Origin of the sequence: Mesorhizobium sp. M1322 (assembly GCF_040318085.1) — a bacterium.
Taxonomy (GTDB): domain Bacteria; phylum Pseudomonadota; class Alphaproteobacteria; order Rhizobiales; family Rhizobiaceae; genus Mesorhizobium.
In genome coordinates, this window is sequence record NZ_JAMYLP010000043.1 from 20,036 (window position 1) to 44,578 (window position 24,543).

General features: G+C 61.8%; 23 protein-coding genes, 1 tRNA gene, 1 pseudogene and 1 riboswitch. Of the genes and pseudogenes, 17 read left to right on the forward strand and 8 right to left on the reverse strand.

The window, feature by feature from the left end; genetic code table 11:
- The first annotated feature begins 1 nt into the window (after position 1).
- The 8 genes and pseudogenes from NKH12_RS17230 to NKH12_RS17265 form a co-directional block, all read left to right on the forward strand.
- Entirely contained in the window at positions 2-823 is an 822-nt protein-coding gene (locus NKH12_RS17230; RefSeq protein ID WP_352954229.1) for a biotin--[acetyl-CoA-carboxylase] ligase, read from the forward strand.
- Between the two features lie 80 nt (positions 824-903).
- A complete protein-coding gene (locus NKH12_RS17235; protein ID WP_352954230.1) occupies positions 904-2,574 on the forward strand; it encodes a ribonuclease J in 1,671 nt (556 codons plus the stop codon).
- A 96-nt stretch (positions 2,575-2,670) separates the two neighbouring features.
- Entirely contained in the window at positions 2,671-3,075 is a 405-nt protein-coding gene (gene mce / locus NKH12_RS17240) for a methylmalonyl-CoA epimerase (RefSeq protein ID WP_352954231.1), read from the forward strand.
- Entirely contained in the window at positions 3,072-3,356 is a 285-nt protein-coding gene (locus NKH12_RS17245; protein WP_352954232.1) for a DUF1467 family protein, read from the forward strand. Before mce ends, NKH12_RS17245 begins: the two co-directional genes overlap by 4 nt.
- A 557-nt stretch (positions 3,357-3,913) precedes the next feature.
- Entirely contained in the window at positions 3,914-5,242 is a 1,329-nt protein-coding gene (gene proS / locus NKH12_RS17250) for a proline--tRNA ligase (RefSeq protein WP_352954233.1), read from the forward strand.
- On the forward strand, positions 5,239-6,525 hold the full coding sequence (locus tag NKH12_RS17255) for a lipoprotein-releasing ABC transporter permease subunit (RefSeq protein WP_352954234.1): 1,287 nt from the start codon (positions 5,239-5,241) through the stop codon (positions 6,523-6,525). The genes proS and NKH12_RS17255 overlap by 4 nt, the downstream gene beginning before the upstream one ends.
- Entirely contained in the window at positions 6,522-7,205 is a 684-nt protein-coding gene (locus NKH12_RS17260; RefSeq protein ID WP_352954235.1) for an ABC transporter ATP-binding protein, read from the forward strand. Before NKH12_RS17255 ends, NKH12_RS17260 begins: the two co-directional genes overlap by 4 nt.
- 417 nt (positions 7,206-7,622) lie before the next feature.
- Positions 7,623-8,011: pseudogene (locus NKH12_RS17265) on the forward strand (endonuclease domain-containing protein); the annotation flags it as partial.
- A 203-nt stretch (positions 8,012-8,214) separates the two neighbouring features.
- On the opposite strand, the gene lipB reads toward NKH12_RS17265, so the two are convergent.
- Positions 8,215-8,958, reverse strand: coding sequence for a lipoyl(octanoyl) transferase LipB (lipB, locus tag NKH12_RS17270; RefSeq protein WP_352954236.1), 744 nt, complete (start codon positions 8,956-8,958; stop codon positions 8,215-8,217).
- Positions 8,959-9,138: 180 nt separating this feature from the next.
- On the opposite strand from lipB, the gene NKH12_RS17275 reads away from it, so the two are divergent.
- A tRNA-Leu gene (locus tag NKH12_RS17275) sits at positions 9,139-9,223 on the forward strand.
- A gap of 291 nt (positions 9,224-9,514) precedes the next feature.
- Here NKH12_RS17275 and NKH12_RS17280 read toward each other — a convergent pair.
- The gene (locus tag NKH12_RS17280; RefSeq protein ID WP_352954237.1) at positions 9,515-10,444 is read right to left on the reverse strand and encodes a dihydrodipicolinate synthase family protein; all 930 of its coding nucleotides are present in this window, start codon (positions 10,442-10,444) and stop codon (positions 9,515-9,517) included.
- A gap of 318 nt (positions 10,445-10,762) precedes the next feature.
- On the opposite strand from NKH12_RS17280, the gene NKH12_RS17285 reads away from it, so the two are divergent.
- Together NKH12_RS17285 and NKH12_RS17290 are read left to right on the forward strand one after the other, a co-directional pair.
- Positions 10,763-11,629: a phosphatase PAP2 family protein gene (locus NKH12_RS17285; RefSeq protein ID WP_352954238.1), complete on the forward strand. Its 867-nt coding sequence runs from the start codon at positions 10,763-10,765 to the stop codon at positions 11,627-11,629.
- A 287-nt stretch (positions 11,630-11,916) separates the two neighbouring features.
- Complete coding sequence (locus tag NKH12_RS17290; protein WP_352954239.1) at positions 11,917-13,638, forward strand: GH32 C-terminal domain-containing protein; 1,722 nt, start codon at positions 11,917-11,919, stop codon at positions 13,636-13,638.
- Positions 13,639-13,660: 22 nt separating this feature from the next.
- Here the strand turns inward: NKH12_RS17290 and NKH12_RS17295 are convergent, their stop codons facing one another.
- A complete protein-coding gene (locus tag NKH12_RS17295) occupies positions 13,661-14,434 on the reverse strand; it encodes an HAD-IIB family hydrolase (protein WP_352954240.1) in 774 nt (257 codons plus the stop codon).
- Positions 14,431-15,768, reverse strand: coding sequence for a glycosyltransferase family 4 protein (locus NKH12_RS17300; RefSeq protein ID WP_352954241.1), 1,338 nt, complete (start codon positions 15,766-15,768; stop codon positions 14,431-14,433). Before NKH12_RS17300 ends, NKH12_RS17295 begins: the two co-directional genes overlap by 4 nt.
- A gap of 547 nt (positions 15,769-16,315) precedes the next feature.
- Between NKH12_RS17300 and mgtE the strand changes: the two genes are divergently transcribed.
- A complete protein-coding gene (gene mgtE / locus NKH12_RS17305; protein ID WP_352954242.1) occupies positions 16,316-17,734 on the forward strand; it encodes a magnesium transporter in 1,419 nt (472 codons plus the stop codon).
- A gap of 136 nt (positions 17,735-17,870) precedes the next feature.
- Complete coding sequence (locus NKH12_RS17310) at positions 17,871-18,257, forward strand: MerR family transcriptional regulator (RefSeq protein ID WP_023685221.1); 387 nt, start codon at positions 17,871-17,873, stop codon at positions 18,255-18,257.
- Between the two features lie 155 nt (positions 18,258-18,412).
- Here the strand turns inward: NKH12_RS17310 and NKH12_RS17315 are convergent, their stop codons facing one another.
- The 3 genes from NKH12_RS17315 to NKH12_RS17325 all read right to left on the reverse strand — a co-directional run bounded on the left by NKH12_RS17315 (position 18,413) and on the right by NKH12_RS17325 (position 21,158).
- Positions 18,413-18,904 (reverse strand): methyltransferase family protein, encoded by a 492-nt coding sequence (locus tag NKH12_RS17315; RefSeq protein WP_352954243.1) that lies wholly within the window; start codon positions 18,902-18,904, stop codon positions 18,413-18,415.
- The gene (locus tag NKH12_RS17320; protein ID WP_352954244.1) at positions 18,901-19,893 is read right to left on the reverse strand and encodes an acetyltransferase domain-containing protein; all 993 of its coding nucleotides are present in this window, start codon (positions 19,891-19,893) and stop codon (positions 18,901-18,903) included. Before NKH12_RS17320 ends, NKH12_RS17315 begins: the two co-directional genes overlap by 4 nt.
- A gap of 83 nt (positions 19,894-19,976) precedes the next feature.
- Entirely contained in the window at positions 19,977-21,158 is a 1,182-nt protein-coding gene (locus NKH12_RS17325) for an aromatic ring-hydroxylating oxygenase subunit alpha (RefSeq protein WP_352954245.1), read from the reverse strand.
- A gap of 232 nt (positions 21,159-21,390) precedes the next feature.
- Positions 21,391-21,592: riboswitch (cobalamin riboswitch) on the forward strand.
- A gap of 37 nt (positions 21,593-21,629) precedes the next feature.
- On the opposite strand from NKH12_RS17325, the gene NKH12_RS17330 reads away from it, so the two are divergent.
- From NKH12_RS17330 to cobO, 4 genes are read left to right on the forward strand one after another with little or no spacing between them, the layout of a single operon-like run.
- Complete coding sequence (locus NKH12_RS17330; protein ID WP_352954246.1) at positions 21,630-21,809, forward strand: CbtB domain-containing protein; 180 nt, start codon at positions 21,630-21,632, stop codon at positions 21,807-21,809.
- Positions 21,810-21,824: 15 nt separating this feature from the next.
- Complete coding sequence (locus tag NKH12_RS17335) at positions 21,825-22,601, forward strand: CbtA family protein (protein WP_352954247.1); 777 nt, start codon at positions 21,825-21,827, stop codon at positions 22,599-22,601.
- Between the two features lie 28 nt (positions 22,602-22,629).
- The gene (cobU, locus tag NKH12_RS17340; protein ID WP_352954248.1) at positions 22,630-23,121 is read left to right on the forward strand and encodes a bifunctional adenosylcobinamide kinase/adenosylcobinamide-phosphate guanylyltransferase; all 492 of its coding nucleotides are present in this window, start codon (positions 22,630-22,632) and stop codon (positions 23,119-23,121) included.
- Between the two features lies 1 nt (position 23,122).
- Positions 23,123-23,740, forward strand: coding sequence for a cob(I)yrinic acid a,c-diamide adenosyltransferase (cobO, locus tag NKH12_RS17345; protein ID WP_352954249.1), 618 nt, complete (start codon positions 23,123-23,125; stop codon positions 23,738-23,740).
- A 417-nt stretch (positions 23,741-24,157) separates the two neighbouring features.
- Here cobO and NKH12_RS17350 read toward each other — a convergent pair.
- Positions 24,158-24,543: cobalamin biosynthesis protein (locus NKH12_RS17350; protein ID WP_352954250.1), on the reverse strand; the 386-nt coding region annotated here is incomplete at its 5' end.

Here is a 24,543-nt window from a genome sequence, read left to right on the forward strand (position 1 = left end):
GATGGCATTTCGGCTGGCTCCAACAGCGGCGTCGGAAGGGTTCCGGCTCGAGGCCCATGACACGGTCGGTTCCACCAATGCGCTGGCGCTGGACCAGGCGCGGGCGGGGGATCCGGGCAAGCTCTGGGTCGTTTCAAAAAAACAGGAAAGCGGCCGTGGCCGGCGCGGCCGGGTCTGGGCGACGCCCGAGGGCAATCTGGCGGCGACGCTGCTGGTGGTCACCAATGCCGAACTTCGCTTGGCCGCGACGCTCGGCTTCGTCGCCGGCCTGGCGCTTGCCGATGCGCTCGACGCCGTCGTGCCGAAGGGCAGGATCGCAATCGGCCTCGACGGCGGCAGCGATGGCAAGAACCGCTTCGAGCTGAAATGGCCGAACGATGTGCTTGCCTCTGGCGCCAAGCTTGCCGGCATCCTGCTGGAATCGGCGATTCTCAAAGGCGATCGCTTCGCGGTGGCGGTGGGCATCGGAGTCAATGTTGTGGAATACCCTGACGATTTGCCTTATCCCGCGACATCGCTTAGCGCGCTAGGCGCCGCTTGCGATGCCGAGACGGTGTTTCTGGCGCTGTCGGATGCCTGGAGCGAGAATGCGCGGCTGTGGAATGATGGCCGCGGACTTTCCGCCGTCAGGCGGCGCTGGCTGGCGCGCGCGGCAGGGCTTGGCGGGCAGGTTGCTGTCAGAATTGACGGTAATGTGGTGCGCGGCACGTTCGAGACCATTGACGAGGACTGCCGTTTCGTGATCCGCGACGATGAGGGTTCGGTTCTGACGATCGCCGCCGGCGATGTGCATTTCGGTGCGGTCGCGTCGGCCCAGGTTTGACGGGCCCAGATTTGACGGACCGGTTTTGACGGGCCCCGGTTTTGAAGGGCCTGGCTTGACCGGCCAGGAAAGGAAAGATCATGGCGACAGCGGAAAACGCCGAACTCGTCTTCGTGCCGCTCGGCGGCGTCGGCGAGATCGGCATGAACTTCGCTCTCTATGGCTACGGCCCGGCCCATGCGCGCGAATGGATCGTCGTCGATGTCGGCGTCACCTTTCCCGATGCCAGCCTGCCCGGCGTCGACCTGGTGCTGCCCGACACGCGCTTCATCGAGGAGAACGTCGCCAACCTGCGCGGCATCATCATCACACACGCGCATGAGGACCATTACGGCGCGCTGCTCGACACATGGCCGAAGCTCAAGGCGCCGGTCTGGATGACGCCGTTCGGCGCCGGATTGCTGGAAGCCAAGCGCCAGGGCGAGCAGGGCGCACCGAAGATCCCGGTGACGATCTACCGCGCCGGCGAAAAGTTCAGCGTCGGCCCGTTCGAGATCGAGGCCATCCCGGTCGCGCATTCGATTCCCGAGCCGATGTCGCTGGCGATCACCTCGCCGGCCGGCACCGTCATCCACACCGGAGATTGGAAGATCGATCCGGCGCCGACGATCGGGCCGATGACCGACGAGGCCCGCTTCCGAGCCTATGGCGACAACGGCGTGCTGGCGCTGATCTGCGAGTCCACCAATGCGCTGCGGGAAGGGGAGTCGCCGTCGGAAGTGGCGGTTGGCGAGGGCCTCAAAGGCGTCATCCAGAGCGCCAAGGGCCGTGTCGCGGTCACCACTTTTTCCTCCAATGTCGGGCGCATCGTCTCCATTGCCAAGGCGGCACGCGACGCCGGCCGCCAGTGTCTGGTGCTCGGCCGCTCGCTGAAGCGCGTCATCGATGTTGCCGGCGAGCTCGGCTATATGGACGGGTTGCCCGAATTCATCGCCGAGGAGGATTTTGGGTTCATCCCGCGCGAAAACCTCGTCATCATCTGCACCGGCAGCCAGGGCGAGCCGCTTGCGGCCTTGGCAAAACTGTCGCGCGAGGAGATGAAATCGGTGTCGCTGACGGCAGGCGACACGGTGGTGTTTTCCTCGCGCACCATTCCCGGCAACGAGAAGGGTATCCTCGAGATCAAGAACCGCCTGATCGATCTCGGCATCAAGATCATCGAGGACGGCGATGCGCTGGTGCATGTCTCCGGCCATCCGCGCCGCAGCGAGTTGCGCAAGATGTATGAATGGGTGCGCCCCCAGATCGGCGTGCCGGTGCATGGCGAGGCGGCGCATCTTGTAGCGCAAGGGTCGCTGATGTCGGTGTCCGGCATTGGCCAGGTGGCGCAGGTGCGCGACGGCGACATGCTGCGGCTCTATCCCGGTGCGGCGACGATCATCGACCAGGTGCCGTTCGGTCGTATCTACAAGGACGGCAGGCTGATCGGCACCGACCAGGCGATGGGCATTCGTGACCGGCGCAAGCTGTCCTTTGCCGGCCATGTCGCGGTCAATGTTGTGCTCGACGACAAGTATGAGCTCGCCGGCGATCCCGATCTGGTCGCAATCGGCGTTGCCGAGGCCGATGCCCGCGGCGACAGCCTGGAAGACCTGATGATCGATGCGGCAATCGGCGCCGTGGACTCCATCCCCCGTCAGCGCCGAAGAGACCTCGACCTCGTGCAGGAGGCAGTGCGCCGCGCCGTGCGCGGCGCCGCCAACGAAGCGTGGGGGAAGAAGCCGCTGGTGACGGTGTTCGTCACAAGGTAAGGGCATAGGGGAGTAGGGCAGTACGGCAGTAGGGGGAGAAAGCAGTTTTCCCTACTCCCATACTGCCCTATTGCCTTACTGCCCTAAGGAAAACCTATGCTCGGACGCCTGAACCATGTAGCGCTTGCCGTGCCGGATCTGGCCGCGGCGACGGCGGCCTATCGCGACACGCTCGGCGCTCGGGTGACCGCGCCGCAGGCGCTGCCGGAGCATGGCGTGACGGTGGTGTTCGTCGATGTCGGCAACACCAAGATCGAATTGCTGGAGCCGCTCGGCGAGGCCTCGCCGATCGCGGCATTTCTTGAGAAGAACCCCTCGGGCGGCATGCATCATGTCTGCTATGAGGTCGACGACATTCTTGCCGCGCGTGATCACCTCAAGGCCAGCGGCGCCCGTGTCCTGGGCGACGGCAACCCGAAGACCGGCGCGCATGGCAAGCCGGTGCTGTTCCTGCACCCGAAGGATTTCTTCGGCACGCTGGTCGAACTGGAGCAAGCATGAGCTGGGTTTCGTTTATCGCCCTGTTCTTCATCACATGGTGGGTGGTCCTGTTCGCCGTCCTGCCGTTCAGCATGAGAACGCAGGACGAGGATGAGGACGTGACGCTGGGCACGGTGCACAGCGCGCCTCGCGGACCGCATATGCTGCGCGCCGTGCTGCGGACGACGATCGCCACGATGGTTCTTCTTGGCATCTTCTATGGCATTACGAGGGGGCTCGGCCTCGGCATCGACGACATCCCGCACATCGTGCCGGATTTCAGCCAGAACCCCGAAAATTAGACCGCCGGGCACGGCTGTCCACATCCTGCATTGTGAGCACCAATCCGGGCCGGAGGCCGATGCAGGTTTCGAACCCGCTGTGCCGACGTTAGGTAAGGTGGTTTGGCAATTTGTCCTGCTAACCAAATGATTGCACAAAAAAAATGCAAGGCACGAGGCCTTGCAATTTAAACGCGTCCGATCTGTTTCCGGTGTCCGGCGGCAGCGAGTAACCGCGCCTAGATCGCATCCTCCCAAGACTTTGACCGCGTAGGAGGGCAGATTTCTTTCCGCCCTCTCGGTTATCGGGGCACATTAGACCAAGGCGGGTGAAAATGTCACGCAGAATTTTGCCTGGAAATAAGCAATCTCGTGCTGCAGTGCACAATAGTGTGGCAGGCGTTGCTTGCGAAACGACCAGCAAGGCGGATGAGGCACTGCGGCGCCTTTGCGACGCCGCAATGGGGGCCCTGGGGGGCGGGTTTCCATTCCGTCATGAAATGGCTATGAAGCCGGGGCAAGCAAGCCTGCGCTGCGCCGATTCCGGTGCGGCAATCCTCTCTCTCACGGACCAGTCCATGCGTTTGTCGCGCTATTTCCTGCCTATCCTCAAAGAAAATCCGCGCGAGGCCGAAATCGTCTCGCACCGGCTGATGCTACGCGCCGGTATGATCCGCCAGCAGGGGCAAGGCAGTTTTTCCTGGCTGCCGCTCGGCAAAAGGGTGCTGGACAAGGTCTGCCGGATCATTCGCGAGGAGCAGGACCGGGCCGGCGCGCTCGAGATCCTGATGCCGACCATCCAGTCCGCCGAGCTGTGGCGCGAAAGCGGCCGCTATGACGACTATGGCAAGGAGATGCTGCGCATCAAGGACCGGCAAGACCGGGACATGCTCTACGGGCCGACCAACGAGGAGGTGGTCACCGAGATTTTCCGCGCCTATGTGAAGTCCTATAAGGATCTGCCGCTCAATCTCTATCACATCCAGTGGAAATTCCGCGACGAGGTGCGGCCGCGGTTCGGCGTCATGCGCAGCAGAGAGTTCCTGATGAAGGACGCCTATTCCTTCGATCTCGATTTCGAAGGCGCCAAGGCGGCCTATAACAGGATGTTCGTGTCCTATCTCAGGACGTTCACGCGCATGGGGCTGCAGGCAATCCCGATGCGTGCCGACACCGGGCCGATCGGCGGCGACCTCAGCCACGAATTCATCATCCTGGCCGACACCGGCGAAAGCCAGGTCTATTGCCATCGCGATTATCTCGCTCTTGCTGTGCCGGGCGCGGACACGGACTTCTCCAACGATGACGCGATCGGCGACATCGTCAAGACATGGACGACGCCCTATGCCGCGACCGACGAGATGCACGACGAGGCGGCGTGGGAGAAGGTTGCGCCAAGCGACCGGGTCTCGGCGCGCGGCATCGAGGTCGGCCACATCTTCCATTTCGGCGACAAGTATTCGAAGCCGATGCGCGCCAAGGTGACCGGGCCCGACGGCAAGGACCATTTTGTCTCCGGGGGTTCCTACGGCATCGGCCCGTCGCGGCTGGTCGCGGCGATCATCGAGGCCAGCCATGACGACAACGGCATCATCTGGCCGGAGGCGGTGGCGCCTTTCGACATCGGCCTGATCAACATGAAAGCCGGCGACGCCGACTGCGACCGCGTCTGCGACGAACTCCATGCGGCGTTTGTCGCCGTCGGCAAGGACGTGCTCTACGACGACACCGACCAGCGGCCAGGCGGCAAGTTCGCCACCGCCGACCTGATCGGCCTGCCGTGGCAGGTGATCGTCGGGCCGCGCGGCGTGGCCGCCGGCGAGGTCGAGACCAAGAACCGCAGGACTGGCGAGCGTGAGACGCTGCCGATCGAGGACGTGAAGAAACGTTTCGGTTTTGCCGCATGAGCGAAGCGGCAGTAGCGAAACCCCCGGCCGCCGGACCTTTTTCCGTTTTCGAACGCATGGTCGCGTGGCGCTATCTGCGCTCGCGCCGCAAGGAGACGGTGATCTCCGTCATCGCCTCGATCTCCTTCCTCGGCATCATGCTGGGCGTCGCCACGCTGATCGTCGTGATGGCTGTCATGAACGGGTTTCGCGCCGAGCTCCTGACGCGCATCCTTGGCGTCAATGGCCATCTGATCGTGCAGCCGCTCGATATGCCGCTGGAGGACTATGCGCAGGTCGCCGGCCGCATCAACGGCGTTCCCGGCGTCCAGTACGCCATTCCGCTAATCGACGGGCAGGTGCTGGCGCAAGGCAATATCGGCGGCGGGTCGGGGGCGCTGGTTCGCGGCATACGCGGCGAGGATCTGGGCAAGATTTCGATCGTCGCCAACAATATCAAGCAGGGCTCGATCACAGGCTTCGACACAGGCGAGGGCGTCGCCATCGGCAGCCGCATGGCTGACAATCTCGGTCTTGTGCTCGGCGACACCATCACGCTTATCGCGCCCGACGGCGATGTGACGCCGCTCGGCACGACACCGCGCATGAAAGGCTATCCGGTCACGGCGATCTTCGAGGTCGGCATGTCAGAATATGACAGCTCCATCGTCTATATGCCGTTCTCGGAAGCGCAGCTCTATTTCAACATGGATGGCCGGGCCCAGGCGATCGAAATCTATGTCGACAATCCCGACAATGTCGACGCGCTGAAGCCGCAGGTCGAGGAGGCATCGCAGCGGCCGATCACCATGGTCGACTGGCGAGAACGCAACAGGACGTTCTTCGATGCGCTGCAGGTGGAGCGCAACGTCATGTTCATGATCCTGACGCTGATCGTGCTGGTGGCGGCGCTCAACATCATTTCGGGCCTGATCATGCTGGTGAAGGACAAGGGCCACGACATCGCCATCCTGCGCACTATGGGCGCCACGCGCGGCGCTATCCTGCGTATCTTCCTGATGACGGGGGCGGCGATCGGAGTGGTGGGCACCATCGCCGGCGTCCTGCTCGGCGTCGTCATCTGTCTGAACGTCGAGCGCATCCGCCAGTTCTTCTCCTGGCTGGCCGGCGAGAGACTGTTCAACCCCGAGCTCTACTTCCTGAGCCAGTTGCCTGCCCGCATGGACGCCAGCGAGACGATCTCGGTGGTGCTGATGGCGCTGGTGCTGTCGTTCCTGGCGACGCTGTTTCCGGCATGGCGCGCGGCCAGGCTCGATCCGGTCGAAGCGCTGAGGTACGAATGATAGCCGAGGCCATTATCGAGCTGAAGAGCGTCGAGCGGCACTATGTGCAGGGGCCGCGCAAGCTGACCATCCTCAACGGTGCCGATTTTTCGCTGAAGCGCGGCGAGATCGTGGCGCTGGTGGCGCCTTCGGGCACCGGCAAATCGACGCTGTTGCACACCGCCGGACTGCTGGAGCGGCCAGACGCCGGCGACGTGATTCTGGCAGGCCGCGCCTGCGGACGGCTTTCCGACGACGAGCGCACGGCGATCCGCCGCAACGATGTCGGCTTCGTCTATCAGTTCCATCACCTGCTGCCGGAGTTCACGGCGCTGGAAAACATCATGATGCCGCAACTGATAAAAGGGCTGACGCGCAAGGAGGCTGCCGAGCGTTCGGCGCAACTGCTCGACTACATGCAGATCGGCAAGCGCGCGCAGCACCGGCCGTCCGAATTGTCCGGCGGCGAGCAGCAGCGCGTCGCCATCGCGCGCGCCGTCGCCAATGCGCCGCTGGTGCTGCTGGCAGACGAGCCGACCGGCAACCTCGATCCGGTCACCGCCTCCTATGTGTTCGAGGCACTGGGAGCGCTGGTCCGGCAATCGGGCTTGGCGGCGCTGATCGCCACCCACAATCACGAGCTTGCCTCGCGCATGGACCGTCGCGTCACGCTCGCCGACGGCAAGGTTGTTCCGCTTTAAGGTGTATCGATATTCAGGTGACGCCGGCCTGACCTGAATCTCCGCCCCGGCGACTTGATTCTCAGCATGCTGTCTGGCTGCACTTTCCCGACACGCAGCCAGCGGAAACAGGGCAATCCGCCTCTCAACCTTTCCTTAACCCTGCCGAACTGAGCGCCCGAAATTCCGCGGCATGCTCGCACGGCGGTTGTTGACATTCGAACAAAATCAGAACAAAATACGAACATACTGAAAACAGGAGAGCGCTATGACCGATCTTGTTCAGGATGTCGTGTCACTGGTGTGCATGAGCACGTTTCTCATTTCCATGGCGATCTGGATCGGCGCGATGTGAGGATTTTCTGAAGGCGTGGCTCGACGCTGACGCCCCCCTCTCCCCGTTCTTCACGGGAGAGGGTAAGGGTGAGGGGCAGCGCCATGCGTGGACCGGAAATCGAGACGACGAAGCGGGCAAGGCGGCTGCGCCAGTCAGACAATGATGCCGAAGGCGCACTTTGGCTTGAGCTGCGTGACCGCAGACTGAACGGCCATAAATTCGTGCGCCAGCTTCCGATAGGCTCCTACTTCGCCGATTTCGCCTGCAGGGAGCGCCAGCTTGTTGTCGAGATCGATGGCAGTCAGCATGTCGGCAACAAGTACGACCAGATCAGGGATCGCTTCATCGTCTCGAAGGGTTGGTCCATGCTGCGCTTTTGGAACGTCAACGTATTGAAGGACCGCGAAGAAGTGCTTGAAACATATTGGCTGCGATCGAAGGACGCCTCGAACGCTGTATCGAAACGCATGATCTTCGATTTGTTGCCGCCAAAGGCTATGGCATGTCCTTGATCGCTTGCGCCGCCCCTCACCCCCCCTCTCCCCGTGAAGAACGGGGAGAGGGGGGCGTCAGCGTTGAGCCACATCCCCTGACACTTGCCGTTGTTGGTTGCGTGATGTCGTAAGCCTTTCTCGCCGCATTACGTGAGGTCAACGCGCCAGCTTTGAGCTGGCACAGGCGTTGGGCATTACTTCAACCAGCCTTGCGGGCCGCTTCGACAAGCAAAGGCGCCGCGGGTCCGAAGATGTCTTCGAAGGCGGATTTCAGCGCGAGATCGAGGTCGGCCATCCCCACGGGAAGGCCGAGGTCGACGAGGCTGGTGACGCCGTGATCCTGTACACCGCACGGCACGATGCCGCTGAAGTGGCTGAGATCCGGCTCGACATTGATGGCGATGCCGTGAAAGCTCACCCAGCGCCTCAGCCTGATACCGATGGCGGCGATCTTGTCCTCGGCCGGCGAGCCGTCGGCCAGGACGGGGCGACCCGGCCGCACCACCCAGACTCCGACGCGGTCCTCACGCCGTTCGCCGCGCACGTTGAAGACGGCGAGCGTGCCGATGATCCATTGTTCGAGCGCCGCGACGAAGGCGCGGACATCCTCGCGCCGCCGCTTCAGGTCGAGCATCACATAAGCGACCCGCTGGCCCGGCCCATGATAGGTGTACTCGCCGCCGCGCCCGGCCGCGAACACCGGGAAACGGTCCGGCTCGATCAGGTCCTCGATGCGGGCGCTGGTGCCGGCGGTGTAGAGCGGCGGGTGCTCGACCAGCCAGACCATCTCGCCGGCGGTGCCGCTGCGGATCGCTTCGGCACGCGCCTCCATCACGGCAAGCGCATCCGGATAGGCGGTGAGGCCGGGTTCGATCCGCCATTCAACCGGCGCCGAACCGGGCAGGGGCAGGAACGACGTGGCGATCTGGCTGCGTTCTGTCATGGCGTGTCTCGTGTCGCTCTTCATATGGCGGCAATCGGCTGAAACGTCCAGTTGCGAGCGCGTTCCAACCTTTGCAGGCTTATGCCGAATCCGGGGGCAATTAATGCACGACGCGCCCTTGTTTCGCCGGAAACGATTTGCTACACGCCGCGAGCCGGTTCGTTCCGGCTTCTACCACGTGCGGTCGTGGCGGAATTGGTAGACGCGCAGCGTTGAGGTCGCTGTGGGGCAACCCGTGGAAGTTCGAGTCTTCTCGACCGCACCAGCTTTATCCAATAAGCCGTTATTTTATTGCGCAATTTTCTGTTTCACTGCAGCTCTTCCCAAGACTATTTGTGCAAGCTGAAACACTGTGCGAACCTGCGGCTGGTTGGGCGCGGAATTCCGCGCGCTAACCGCATGGTTGACCCGTCATCAAGTGCCAGCTGCTTCAAAGACCCGAACCGTGTCGCGAAGCGGGCCATTGGGAATCCTCGGCAAAAAATGCGCTTTTCACGCAAGTGCTCACGCGGCTATCTGTTGATGCGATTGCGCGGCAAATAGCCCGCTGGTTGCGTTATCCTGAGGCTTGTTTGCGGACGCGACTTTCCAGCCGCATAAGCAAATAGTCGACTTCTTGTCTGGCCGCCGCCGACAACGCACTGGCCGGCTTGCGCTGGGCGTCGGACGCGATGGCGCCGCGCTTCATCATCACATATTTGCGTACCGCAAGTCCCACGCCGGGTTGCTGCTCATAGCGCAGATAGGGCAGGTGGGCGTCGAAAAGATCGTGCGCCTTGTCGCGCTCGCCGGCGGCAGACAATTTCACCACATCGACCAGCATATCGGGGAAGGCATAGCCGGTCATCGCGCCGTCGGCGCCGCGCTCCATCTCGAAGTCGAGGAAGAGGCCGCCATTACCGGTGAGGATGGACAGCGGCCGCAGCGAGCCGTCCTTCTGGAAGCCGCGCAGCGCGCTGATCTTCTCCAGGCCCGGCCAGTCCTCGTGCTTGAGCATGAAGCAGGCCGGGTTGTCGGTGACGATGCGGCGGATGACGGCCGGCGTCATGATGACCGAGAGGGTCAGCGGATAGTCCTGCAGGACGAAAGGGACATCCTCGCCGACCGCTTCGGATGCGTTGCGGAAATAGATGACGATCTGGTCGTCGGTGCGCAGCGCCGGCGGCGGCGCAATCATCACGCCCTGCGCGCCAACCTCCATCGAGGCGCGCGCAAGGCTGCGCATGGCCGCGAAGCCAGGGGCAGAGACGCCGACGATGACCGGCAGCTTGGTGCGCGCCACGATACGCTTGACGATCTCGAGCGATTCGCCGGCGTCGAGCTTCGGGGCCTCACCCATGATGCCGAGGATTGTCATCCCATCGACGCCGCAGCGCTCGTAGAAATCGACCATCGAATCAAGTGATTCCCAGTCGATCTTGCCATCCGCCTCGAACGGCGTCGGGGCGATGGTGTAGACACCTTTGGTGTCAGGACCGATGGCCATTAGATCCTCCTAAATTCAGCTTTCAGTCATAGCGCAGGACCGACGGTCCGATCCACCCGGCAGTGGGTCCGGACGGGCGGGGCGCGAAGTAACTGCATGGTAAGCTTGCTTCGCTATCACATTGATAATGCCACCGATAACGTATTTGCATCTTGGTAAATTAGTATGTCATTAACTATAGGGGTAAGGGACTACAGTCCATCGACAAGATGGTCGTTGCGCCTTGCCTTGTTTATAGCAATTTTCGTGGCAGGCGCGTCTGCACTAAGTCCGCAGTCTTTCTTCCACCTAATCCTGGTTTATGCCCAGAAGTTCGCCGTGGGTATTCCGATCTTGTTTATGGGCGGTGTCTGTTCTGCCGCGCTTATTTACGGCCGAGGAGAGCCAACTCGCTACGCCATAGATTTGGTTCGAGCGCGCTGGCGTGGCAGTTTGCTGGTGCTGCTGTTCTTCTTCGCCAGCTTGACCGCGTACTCTACCTACAAGATGGCCATCCCGTCCGTCGTTCCATTCTATGCGGACAACTGGTTAGCCGATCTGGATGAATGGTTGCACGGGATTGCGCCGTGGGAACTCACGCACAGGCTCGACAGCAGCATGTGGTCGATCGTCGTCTTCAACAGCTATGAGGTGATTTGGTTTTTCCAATGGTTCGGCACCATGCTTTTCGTGTCTCTCTGGTCGGACAAGGTTGGCCGCATCCGCTATCTCTGGGCAGCAGCGCTGACGTTATGCATCCTCGGCACCATCTTGGCCTCGGCGCTGGCGTCGGTCGGGCCGATCTACTACCACCAGTTTGTTGGCGAGGACCGCTTCAACGGACTCAAGGTCGCCATGGACGGTCTCGACTATAGCCACATGGTGCGGGAGCCCGCCGCATATCTTCTGACGGCTTACCAGAGCGGCCGGCCAGACCTTGGCGGCGGCATCTCGGCCATGCCAAGCATGCACGTCGCCTTTGCCACACTGAATGCGTATCTGCTTTCTTCTCTCAATCTCTGGCTCGGTATTCTCGGTTGGATGTTCGCAGCCCTAATAATGTACGGTTCGGTATATACCGGATGGCACTATGCTGTTGACGGCTACGTCTCCATCATCGTGGTGTCGGTGATCTGGTGGGTGACCGGACGCCAGCCAGCGCAGATTGAGACACAGTTTGCGATACGCCAATCCATAGAAGGTTAGGTGTCCTGGCAATGGTAGCCAGAGTCAACAGCGCTGGCTAACTGGGCGTCGCCCTCTGCATAAGGGACGCCAAATCCGCGAGGTCGAAAGGGCTTAAAATCCGCGGAAAAGAGAGGTCTTGCGCTGGCGCGATCCGCGCAGCGACTGAAGTCAAGAACTGTCGATCCGGGGAATGACTTTGCCAAAGTGAAAATCCAGCCTTAACCTTCTGCCACGCATTTCCAGGTCGAAAACCGGGTTTGATACTCTATCTGTCCGGGAACGCCGCACGGAACGGAGCCATGTTCATGAGTGACAGCCAGGTCAAGGTAAGGATTGCGGGAGGTAACACCGTTCGAAGCCTGCATGCCGACCTGCCAGTCAACGCCACGTTTCATATCTGGCTTAAGGCGGCCAAGCCGGACGTTCCGGGATCGCTGTCTTTTTCCAATGTCCGTGGCAAGTTCGGCGAGGTGAGCGTTACGAACGCCGAAGAGTATGAATTCAGAATTTTTCACGTCTTCGGCGGCGGCAGTGTCGAACTCGACTACGACACCGATCAAACCTCGATATCAGTTGCCTACTGGTTCGCATTGGCCGACGTGCTGGAGACGGGCATTACAGTTCTCCACACCAATCCGGGAAATGCCCCGCCGAACATCCCTGACAGCTATCATTTTCGCCCGCCGTTTGGCTGGATGAACGATCCAAACGGATTCGGCCGGTTTGGAGGTCGCCCACATCTCTTTTATCAGCATTATTCCCATGGGCTTCGGTGGAACACGATGCATTGGGGCCACGCCGTATCTTCGGATTATTTGCGATGGCGTCACATGCCCATCTTCCTGTTCCCTTCGGAGGATCTTACCGCGAGGCCCGACAAACGGGGCGGTGCGTATTCCGGCTCAGCCATCCCGCTTGCCGATGGCCCGGGCATTCGCGTCTTTTTCACCGAGCAGGTACAGGACCGTATCCCGGAACAGCAGATCCAGCTCACTGCCACTTCCAGCGACCTCATCACGGCGGGAAATGCCGACGTCATCCTGCCCTACCGCCCACTTGACGAGGGATTGACCACCGATTTTCGCGACCCATACGTCTTCAAGGGACCGGATGGCCGTTGGAAAATGCTGCTGGGCAGCCAGAGCGATGAGGGCGGCGTTGTCCTGCTCTACGAAACCCATGACCATACGGCCGCCACCGGCTGGACATATATCGGCAAGCTTCTGGTCGAGAAACACTATCGGACGACGGCGATCGAATGTCCCTGTCTGCTGCCGCTTGACGGGCCTGCGACCGATCCCGCGACGCGCTGGGTTCTAATTCTCGGGCTGATGAACAGTGAGGACCGGTCCACCCGGCGCAGGAATCTGACAATGGCCATTGTCGGCTGGTTCGATGGTCAGACCTTTGCCAAGGAATTCGAACAGGAACTGGACTTCGGGACGGACAACTACGCCTTCCAGGCCTTCGTCGACGGTGATGCCATCGTCGGTATAGGATGGCTTGCCAACTGGGCCGATACCGGACCGGCGATCGATTTCCCCACGGCCATGACGTTGCCTCGCAATATCCATCTGTCTGCAGGCGAGTTGCATACCCCGCCCATCGGAGCAGCCGAGAGCCTGCGGAGCCATATTCTGGACCGGACACGCCTCGCAGCCGGGGAGCAGGTAAGCTTTATCAACGGCGCCGTCGAAGTCCTGTTCGAGCTGGAAAAGCCGGGTGCCCATTTCCGCCTGAAGCTCCAACATCCAACTGTCCGGCTTGAAGTTGTGGTTGACGACGAGGGACTTGCCATTCGTCATGAAGACGGAGGCGCGGCGGTATCTCCTCACTTTATCGCCAAGGGAGCCCGTCCAAAACGGCTGCGGATATTCCTTGACTACGGATCGATCGAGGTTTTCGCGGATCGCGGTCGTTGGGCTGGCACGAAGCGGATCAGCGGTTTTGAGCCGGTACAATCCGCACGTCTCATCGCCGAAGCGGGCGCTGTTCTACACGCGACGGTATGGGCGCTCAAACCGTGACAAGGAGATCAATATTTCCGGCTCAGGATTGAGCGTCCGCAAAAACCGACCAATGAACAAGGCCTTCGACGACGCCAAGGGCGAACTGTTCTTTAGCGCTGTAAATCAGTGGGTTGTCCCGCGCCATGTCAAGCAGTTCGGGAAGGGCATTGGCGACGACAATCCCACGCGCACCCGGCAGGTCGAACATACTGCGATCGTTGTTGGTATCGCCGGCAACCACCACCTCATCCAGGCCGATGCCGAGTTCATTGCAGAGCCAGGCCAGCGCCTGCCCCTTGTCTGCTGAACGCGGCAGGATGTCGAGATCGCGTCCGCTCGAATAAATCATCGTCACTGACAGGCCGGCCTCGGCCAGAGCGCGCTCGATGCTGGCAAGGGCTTCCGGACTTGCGTCGTGCAGGTACCAACTCGATTTGAAGGCGTGTTGATAGCCGTCGGGTTGGCGGACGGTGTCTTCCAGCGGTCCGAGCACCGCATCGACCTTTTCAAGAGACCAGCCTTCCGAAAACCTCTGGGTAAAATGGCCCAAATCGGCAAAGTGTGTGGGACGAGAGGTGTGTCGCGGGCCGGCGAGCATCGTACCGACACCGCCGATCACGTAGTCCGGCGCCGGCAGGCCGACTTCGTCGACGAAGTTCAAAATGTCGTCGGCTAGACGACCGCTGTTGTAGACGAGAACCGGCCGGTGCTCGGGGTCGAGCGCTTCCCATTTCAACCGAAAGCGTGACGTCGCCGGCGCATCGCCTGCCAGGGTCCCGTCGAGATCGCTCGATAAAAGCGCGATCGGTTTCAATCGCCGTCGTTCCACGGCTCGTCCCAGTCATGGTCGTCGACCGCCTTCAGCACCGGACGTCCTTCGACAAGGCTGACAAGCTGCTGCGCGATACCTGTCCAGGTGAACAGGCTGCGCGCCTTGTGCGCACCCATGCGGCCCAGTCGGCCGTAGAGGCGCTGGTGCTTCATAGGCTTGACGATCGTGATGCCGAGATCTTCCTTGTCGAACGGATCACCGAACAGCGCGTGCCGGCCATAGCTGATACCACGATAGAGGCCGCCATGGATCGTAACCACGGTGGGCGTTCCGCAGGCCATTGCCTCGATCGCGGTCATGCCGAACGGCTCGTAGCGGCTCGACAGGACGAACATGTCCGCCGCCCGATAGGTGTCGGCCAGATCCTCGTCGGCAACATAGCCGGAGAAGACGACACGATCCTGTAAGCCTAGCTGTTCAACCTGTTGCTTGAGCTGGTTCAGGATTTTCTGTTCCTGCTCGTCCATGTTCTCGCCGCCGACAGCAAGTCTCAGGACCGCATCCGGCACACGCGGCGCCACCACGGAAAATGCATCGATCAGCAGGTCGTAGCCCTTGTTGGTGGCGAGCCGGCCGAGCGCCAGGATCGTTCGCCCTTCGAAGCCGAGCCGATGGCGGATCAGCCGGCGAGACGCTTCGCTGACGGGGAAGAACCGGTTGTCGTCGTAACCGGGCGGAATCATGTGCACGCGGTCGCGCTCGAGACTGTAGTCCTCGACCAGCATGTCCACCTGCGGCGGCGTTGTTGCAATCACCATGGCGCAGCTTCGATAGATGATCGTCTCGTGCTTGATGCGCTCGGTGAAATTGAACTCGGCCTCGAATGTATCGGCTTTATCAGGGTAGTCCGTCTTCATCTGGCGCTGCTTCCATATGCCGAGGGAATGCGGCGTATGGATGTGCGGGATATTGAGCGCTTCCGACAGTCGCTGCCCCGCCACGCCCGCATCCCAGTAGTGACTGTTGATGAAGTCGTAGGAGAGATTTTCCCGGCGAATCAGGCGCAGCGCGTTTTCACACCACTCGAGAAGGTGGCGGTGGAGATATTCCTTCGGAATAAAATCGGGTCCGCCACAGGCGACACGCAGGACACGAACCCCGTCTGCCACCTCATCGGCAGGAGGCTGGTCTTCAAATCGCCGCGTCCAGATATCGACGGCATAACCCAACTGGGCCAGCTTTTTGGCAAGTTCCAGGACGTAGACCACCTGTCCGCCGGTATCGGCAGCGCCGAGTGGTGGGTTGGCTGCTACGTAGCCGTGGGTTGAAATGAGTGCAATTCGAGGTATCGCCGCATCCGAGTTGACGTCCGGCATCTGTATCCTTCTCTACGATTCTACACGCCCGCAGTCGAAAGCGTGCGCCAATTCACAACTATAAGGATTCCACCACCCATCCGCAAATTCCGAGCACGCGCTCAGGTCAACGCAATTGACGTGGTGGTAAGGCAAACCGGTTCTGTCGCATATTTCGGCCACCGAGTTGCCCGGAATCGACGTTCGATTGTTGTTCGAGGATTTATGGTGTCCAACGGCTGCCATTTCGATCAGTCTGTCATCCCTTGCGCCCGTTGATATCTGGCCTCGGGACTGAGCCGACGCGTCCCTGAGGAGAGGGTGCGGCATCAACGTCTGTCCGGCGATCCGGTTGCACCAGCCTTCGCTCCGCGGCGGGGAACGGCGCATTTCGTTTGATATTCCCGCGCATTGCGCCATAGAGCTGCGGACCCTCAGGTCTAGACGTGCCGCCGCTCTATCTTTGTGTTTGAGCATCGGATTTTCCCAAAACCGGTTTCCACTTCGGGGTCCAATGCTCTAGACCTGACAGGCACCTTTTCCGGAATTCTGATGGCGGGAGGCGCTGGTGGAAGGCCAGGACGAACAGACGACCGGCGCCAGGGCCGCTGAGGACAGCCACGCCGACATCTATGGCGAGGACGGCGCCATTCTGCCGTCGTTCCTTGCCGCGATCGGCGCAGCGATCGCCGATCGCGACACGCTGACGCTGAAGCGTGAAGTCGACGACCTGCACCAATCGGAACTCGGTGATCTGCTCGAGGCGCTTCATCCCGAACAGCGCCGCGCGCTGGTCGAATTGTTGGGCGCCGACTTCGACTTTTCCGCGCTGACCGAGGTCGACGAGGCGATCCGCCGCGACATCGTCGACAGTCTGCCCAACGCGCAGATTGCCCAGGGCGTGCAGGACCTCGATTCCGACGACGCGGTCTACATTCTCGAGGATCTCGAAAAGGAAGATCAGGACGAGATCCTGTCGCAACTGCCGTTCACCGAGCGGATCAGGCTGCGCCGCTCGCTCGACTATCCCGAAGAGACCGCCGGCCGTCGCATGCAGACGGAGTTCGTCGCGGTGCCGCCGTTCTGGACGATCGGCCAGACCATCGACTACATGCGCGAGGACCAGGACCTTCCCGACCGCTTCAGCCAGATTTTCGTCATCGATCCGAGCTTCAAGCTGCTCGGCGCCATCGATCTCGACCAGATCCTGCGCACCAAGCGCTCGATCAAGGTCGAAGAGGTCATGCATGAGACCAGGCACGCCATTCCGGCCACGATGGACCAGGAAGAGGCGGCGCGCGAATTCGAACAATACGACCTTCTCTCCGCCGCCGTCGTCGACGAGGACGAGCGGCTGGTCGGCGTGCTGACCATCGACGACGTGGTCGACGTCATCCAGCAGGAAGCAGAGGAGGATCTGCTGCGCATGGGCGGTGTCGGCGACGAAGAACTGTCGGATAGCATTCTTTCGACCTCGCGCTCGCGCGTTCCGTGGCTGCTCGTCAACCTTTTGACCGCGTTCCTGGCGGCCTCGGTGATCGGTCTGTTCGACCGCACGATCGAGCACATCGTGGCGCTGGCTGTGCTGATGCCGATCGTCGCCGGCATGGGCGGCAATGCCGGCTCGCAGACCATGACGGTCACGGTGCGGGCGCTGGCGACGAGGGACCTCGACATCTACAATGCCGGCCGCATCATCCGCCGCGAGATGGGGGTGGGCTTCATCAACGGCATCATCTTCGCCATCCTGATCGGCATCGTCGCGGCCGCCTGGTTCCGCGATCCCAATTTGGGCGGCATCATCGCGGCGGCGATGATCATCAACATGTTCGTCGCCGCACTTGCCGGCATCCTGATCCCGTTGCTGCTCGACCGGTTCAAGATCGACCCGGCCGTGGCTTCGGCCGTTTTCGTCACGACGGTCACCGACGTCGTGGGCTTCTTTGCCTTTCTCGGCCTCGCCACATGGTGGTTCGGCGTGCGCTGAGCGACCCTCTCAATTGACTTTTACGTAAATGCCATGCGAGATTTTGGAACTGCCTATCGGCCGATTCTGACACCCGTCTGGACGATTGCGAGGCCGCATGGTTGGAACTCGCAGCGTGGCCGGACATGGAGTGATGATGCGGGAATATTATTCGATCACCGAACTGACCCGCGAATTCGATGTTTCGACGCGGACGCTGCGCTTCTACGAGGACGAGGGGCTGGTGCAGCCGGTACGTCGCGGCCGTACGCGGCTGTTTCGCCCGTCGGACCGGCATCTCATCCGCCAGATCATGCGCGGCAAGAGGCTCGGCTTTTCGATCAACGAAATCCGCGAGATCATCCAGATGTACAAGGAGCCGCCTGGGGAGGTCGGTCAGCTCAACCTGATGATCAAGCGCATCGAGGAAAAGCGCGAGGATCTGCGCCAGAAGCGCCGCGACCTCGAAGAGACCTTGGCCGAGCTCGACCAGGCCGAGGAATCCTGTGTCGAGCGGTTGGTGGAGCTCGGCGTCAACACCTGAGCGGCCTTTTTGATAATTCTACTCTGGCGGCCAGCTATCGTGGTTTTCTGCGCTTCCGGTGCTCACGTACTCAAATGTACGCTCCGCTCCGGTTCTCGAAAAACACGCTATCTGACTCGCCAGAGCGAATTCTGAAACAGGCCTTGCCGCACGCCTCAAATCCAGCGCCGCACCCTTTTCGCGTAGTCTCGGTATTTCTTGCCGAATTTCGCCGTCAGAACTTTTTCCTCGCCCTCGATCGCCATTTTCTGCGTTGCGAAGGCGGCGATGATCGCCAGCGGCAGGAACCATACGATCCCCGAGATAAGGGCCACGCCGATCAGCAACAGCGTGTTGGCCAGATATATCGGGTTGCGGCTGACGGCGAAGGGGCCTGATGTTACCAGGTGATCCGGCACGGCGTTTGGGTGGAGCGCCGTCTTTGCCCGGATCATGGTGCGGATCGCCGTGAACCAGAGCGCGACGACGCCGAACAATGCCACCCAGCCGGCCGCGAACAGGATGTCGCCGAAAAGGCCGCCGATCCACGGCAGCGGATAGAACAAGCCAAGCGCGATGCTGATGGCTATGGCCGCAACATAGATAAGCGGCGGCCATGGTATGAGCCCCGGTTTCGGCTGCCCCGGTTTCAGTTGATGGTCGGTCATTGTGCTCCTCCCTCCATCAATGTGCTGTCGGCTTTGGCAGTGCAGGCGCCGGCGAGCTCGTCGAGATGTGCCTTCCATTCCGCAGCCTGGTCGTTGCGGTAGAGCCGATCAAGCGTGGCCTCGCCCTCGAGCGTATCGAGCATGCACACACAATAGCTGGAGCAGAACCCCGTGTCGCGCGATTGCTCGCACGATGTCTGGCATTCTTTCAAGAAGGTGACCTGCCTGGTCTCGACGGGTGCCGGCACCACTTGCGAAAGCAGCCAGACCGAGCCGATCAGCACCGGCTGGTGGATCAGATAGAAGGCGAGGCTGTGCCGGCCGATAAAGACCAGCGGGTTGGTCCAGCGGCCGGGCGTCAGGCCCGCCAGCCGCGTCAGCACGCCGGAAGCGGAGGCGAGTTTTGCCGCCGCGATACCCACAAGCACGGCGCCGAACCATGGAAACAGCGGGACATAGTCGTTGGAGCGCGGGTTGGTTGCCGACAGGCCGACCCACCACAGGGTCGGATCGTCAAAGATCTCGGACCTGAGGTAGAGCGGCGCGGTGATGACGAAAGCTGCGACAACAAGCATCAGCAGCGCCGGCAGCCGCAGAAAAGCCAGGCCGAGCAGGCTGGCGAGCGCGATCTCGTGCAGGATACCGAAGAAGATAAAACTGTCCGGCGTGGCAAACCTTGTGGCAGCCGATATGGCGAGCGCCGCCCCGGCGACCATGGCGAAGCGTTTCCAGAAGCCGTTCCAGCGGATCAGTTTGCCATGGGCGAGGAACAGGCTGACGCCGACCAGGAACAGGAAGGTCGAAGCGATACAGCGCGCGTAGAATTTCCACCAGCCGAAGGCGGTCAGGCCGGGATCGGTGTAGCCGAAGAATTCGAGATCCCAGGTGAAATGGTAGCTCGCCATGGCAAGCAAAGCGATGCCGCGGGCGACGTCGATGGCGATGATGCGCTTGGATCGGTCCTGAACGGTCGGCGTAGAAATGCTCATGGTCTCGCAATCTGATTCAGCACCGCAAGACGACTATCATGGTTGCCCCGGACAAAAGAAGGCGGGCCAAATCCCTTTGATGTTCAGGGCTTGGGTGAAAGCGTTGCATGCCGCTCGCGTACCCAGTTGTGGAAGCGAAGCAATTCATATTCCTCGGGCATCAGCACGCCGGCCTTGTGGCGCATCGAGCGCAGGCCTTTCTGGTTGATCTCGCAGATATCGGCGTCTTCCTCCAGCACTTGGCTGCCGAAAGCGACGATGTTGTCGATATCCGCCGTCGGGTCGGCGAGCGCTTCGGGAGAAAAAAGCCATTCGGCGGTCAGTTCGGTCTGCTCCGGTCCAAGCGGCACCAGCCGCACGGTTCTGACATAGTCGACATGGCCGACGATGAACATCGACGGCAGGTTGGTGGCATAGGTCTGCCCGGCGGAACGCTCGACTGAAGTCAGGTCGGAAAAGGCCGGGCCATGGACGCGCCCGTCGCGCGACCATGTCTCGGCTCCGGCCCGCAGGCCGCCGGAAAACTCCGGCGCGTCATTGTCGGCGTGACGGGCCCATTCGGGGTCGTCGTGCCGCCCCATCAGGCCGCGGCCATAGATCGGCACCAGCCTGGACAGGTCCTTGTGGACACCCGGGCAATGCAGGCACTCGTTGAAATTCTCCCAGAAGATCTTCCAGTTACAGTTCATCACCTTGCGCAGCACATGGCTGGTGACCAGTGTTTCCAGCGGCCAATTGGCGAGATTGCCGGATGTGGGATCGAACGATGTCTCGGCCGAACCGGCGGCGTCTTCCCTGAGATTGACGAAGACGAAACCGCGCCATACCGAAAGCGCCACGCGGTAGAGTGGATGATCGGCCTTGTCGAAGCCTTCAGGCAGCGATTTCGACGGCACGCGCACGAGATCGCCGCGCAGTGAATAGGACCAGGCGTGATAGGGGCAGGTGATGAGCCGCGCCTTCAGCCGTCCTTCGCTCTCCTGGCAAAGCTGCGAGCCGCGGTGCCGGCAGGTGTTGTGGAAGGCGCGAAGCACGCCGGTCTCGTCGCGCAGCACGACGGTCTCCTGCGTGCCGACACGGAACGTCCTGAACGCCAGCGGCTGGGCGAGGTCGGCCTCGCGGCAGACGAGCAGCCAGCTTCGATACCAGATGGCGTCGAGATCGCGCTGATATGCCTCGATGTCCCAGTAGGCCGATGACGGCAGCGTCGGTTCAAGTCGCGTCAAACCGTTATAGGAATCGCGCTTGCTCGGGCTGGGTTGCATGACCGACTTCCTGTGGTGCGCCAGCCGACACCCGGCCGCGAAAATTGTCAATCGCGGGACCGGCCGGCTGATCTGCCGATACGACGCATTCGCGCTGGTAGCTGGCGGAATTTGGTTTGCCGGGCGCGACGATTCTGCCTATAGTCGCAGCTGTCGTCGGTTCCGTTTTGGAACCGCGCATGATCCCGGAACCGGAATCGGTTCCGGAAAGGTCATGCGCAGAGTCTAAGTGTTAGAGCGTCCTTTGTGCGTCCATGCGGACGCACGGCGCTCTAAAGGGAATGCGGTGAGGGCAAAATTTGCCCAATGCCGTGGCTGCCCCCGCAACTGTGTGCGGTAGTCCTCTCCATATGCCACTGAAGATTTGTCTTCGGGAAGGTGGGGAAGGGCGCTGATCCGCGAGCCAGGAGACCTGCCGGCGACAGGAGAACTGACTTCTATGCCCTCGGGTGGAGGGCGAAAGGACAAGACATGAATACCGCTTCCGTCTCGCTCGGCACTTCCGTCTCCTCGCAGTCGCGCTTCGTGCAGCTGGCGCTTGCTGCATTGCTCGGCATTTTCGTGATGGGCTTTGTCGGCTTGTCGCATATCGATGCGGTCCACAATGCCGCTCACGACTATCGCCATTCGATGGCATTCCCCTGCCACTGACGAGGGGCTGACATCATGACACTGTTTCGCAACGTCGTATTCATCGCGGCGATCGCAGGGCTCGTGGCCGGCGTCGTTCTCGCCTGCATGCAGGCCTACGCCACGGTGCCGCTGATCCTCAAGGCGGAAGTTTACGAACAGGCCGGCGGTGGTCACACGCATGACCATGCCGTGACGCCGGCCGCGAAAGCCGGGGATACCAATGCCATGACCAGCGCGGCGCCAGCAGAGGCTGAAGCTGCCGCTCCGGAAGACGAAGGCTGGGCTCCGGCCGATGGCTTCGAGCGCTTCGCCTTCAACGTTGTTGCCAATGTCGTCACCGGCATCGGCCTTGCGCTGATCCTGGTCGCCGCTTCGGAGTTCGCCGGCGGCATCGGCAATTGGCGTCAGGGCGTGTTCTGGGGCCTTGCCGGCTTTGCCGTGTTCACGTTGGCTCCGAATCTTGGCCTGCCGCCCGAACTGCCGGCAATGCCGGCGGCCGATCTCACCCAGCGCCAGATCTGGTGGATGGCGACGGTGGTGGCGACGGCCGCCGGTCTCGGCCTGCTTGCCTTCCGCAAGTCGCTGCCGCTGGCGCTGCTTGCCGTGATGTTGATCGTGACGCCGCATATCGTCGGCGCGCCGCAGCCCGACAGGTTCGAGTCGCCGATCCCGGAAGGCCTGCACCACCAGTTCGTGGTGGCGGTGACGCTGACCAATCTGGTGTTCTGGCTGGTGCTCGGCGCCGTCGTCGGCGTGGTGCGTGGCCGCTTGACCGGCACCGCGACCGGCCTGCGCGACAGCTTTGCCTGATCCCGCTGCTCCCGGCGGGAGGCTGACCATGGTGATCGGCGGTGCGCGCGCCGGAAAGAGCGCGCATGCCGAAAGGCTGGCGACGGCTTATCCGGCGCCGTGGGCCTATATCGCCACGGCGCAAGCCTATGATAACGAGATGCGCGAGCGTATCGCGCTGCACCGGTCGCGGCGCAGCGAGGGCTGGACGACCATCGATGCGCCGCTCGATCTCGTCGGCGCGATCGAGGCGCTGCCTGCCGACCGGCCCGTCCTGATCGACTGCCTGACTTTGTGGCTGACCAACCATATGCTGGCCGAAGATGACGTTGAGGCTGAATGCCGAGGGCTGGTGGATGTGCTGTCACGACCGCGCGGGCCGTGGTTTGTGGTTTCCAACGAGGTTGGCCAGGGCATCGTGCCGGACAATGCGCTCGCCCGCCGGTTTCGCGATGCCGCCGGCCGGCTCAACCAGCAAGTCGCGGCAGTGTCCGATACGGTGCTGCTCATGGTGGCGGGACTGCCGCTCAAGGCGAAATGACATGGCTGATACTATCGATCCCAAGGACGAAGAACGCCACCGCGCCAAGATGGCCAAACGCAAAGCGGTGCAGGACGCCGAGGTCGCGGCAAAGACGGTCGAAAAGGGACTGCTGATCGTCAACACCGGCCCTGGCAAGGGCAAGACCACTGCCGCCTTCGGGCTGGCGCTGAGGATGCTAGGTTACGGCAGGCGCGTCGGCGTCGTCCAGTTCATCAAGGGCAAATGGCACACCGGCGAGAAGGACGCTTTTGCCGCTTTCGGCGATCGGGTCGTCTGGCACACAATGGGCGAGGGTTTCACCTGGGAGACGCAGGATCTGAAGCGCGACATCGCTGCCGCCGAAGCCGCCTGGGCCAAGGCGCTTGAGCTGATGGCCGATCCATCGATCAGCCTTCTGGTGCTCGACGAGTTGAACATCGCGCTGCGCTACGACTATCTCGATCTCGACAAGGTGGTCGCGGCGCTGCAACGGCGGCGCGAAAACCTGCATGTCGTCGTCACCGGCCGCAACGCCAAACCGGCGCTGGTCGATGCCGCCGATCTTGTCACCGAGATGGGCGTGACCAAGCATCACTTTTCCGCCGGTGTGAAGGCACAGCAAGGCATAGAGTTCTGAGAGGTTTTGCCCGCGGTTGGGGTAGCGCAATGGCTTCAGACAAACGTAACCTCCAACTCATGTTGGAATGACCAATTGTCGATGTCGGCGCCGCCCCTCATCCGCCTGCGGGCACCTTCTCCCCGTATAGCGACGGGGAGAAGGAGGCTGGCCGCAACCTTGGCACTCTTTCTGCAACGCTAGAGATTGGCGAAGTCCTTTTGCGAAGGCGTCCTTCTCCCGTCGCTATACGGGGAGAAGTGCCCGGCAGGGCGATGAGGGGCAGCGCAAACCTGAAGCGATTGGCCACGTCGTGGCCCGAAATCAATTGCTTTGTGACGACAGTTGTGCTAGGAATTTATTCATGGTGCAGATTCGCGCCAGCGACCCGCCTTTGAGGCGGGTTTTTGTTTTAGCCGATCTCGACCCGATTAAACGTCACGCAGCGATGACGATCACCGACAGCAAGCCGAACAGCGCGATCAGCAAAAAGTCGGCGATCCGATAGAGTTTCAGCGCCCGCCTGATGTCGGCGCTCTCGGCATCGCGGTGGCCGCCTTCGCCCATGAACGCATCGTCGACCATGACGCCGTCATAGGAACGCGGGCCGGCGAGCGCCAGGCCGAGCGCGCCGGCCATCGCCGCCTCCGGCCAGCCGGCATTGGGCGAGCGGTGCTTCTTCGCGTCGCGCCGCACGGTGCGCCAGGCGTTACCGGCATCGGCGCCTTTGACGAGGAAGGCCGCTAGAACGATGAGCAGCGCGGTCAGCCGCGCCGCCGGCAGCTTCATCCGCTCGTCGAAGCGCGCTGCCGCCCGGCCGAAGG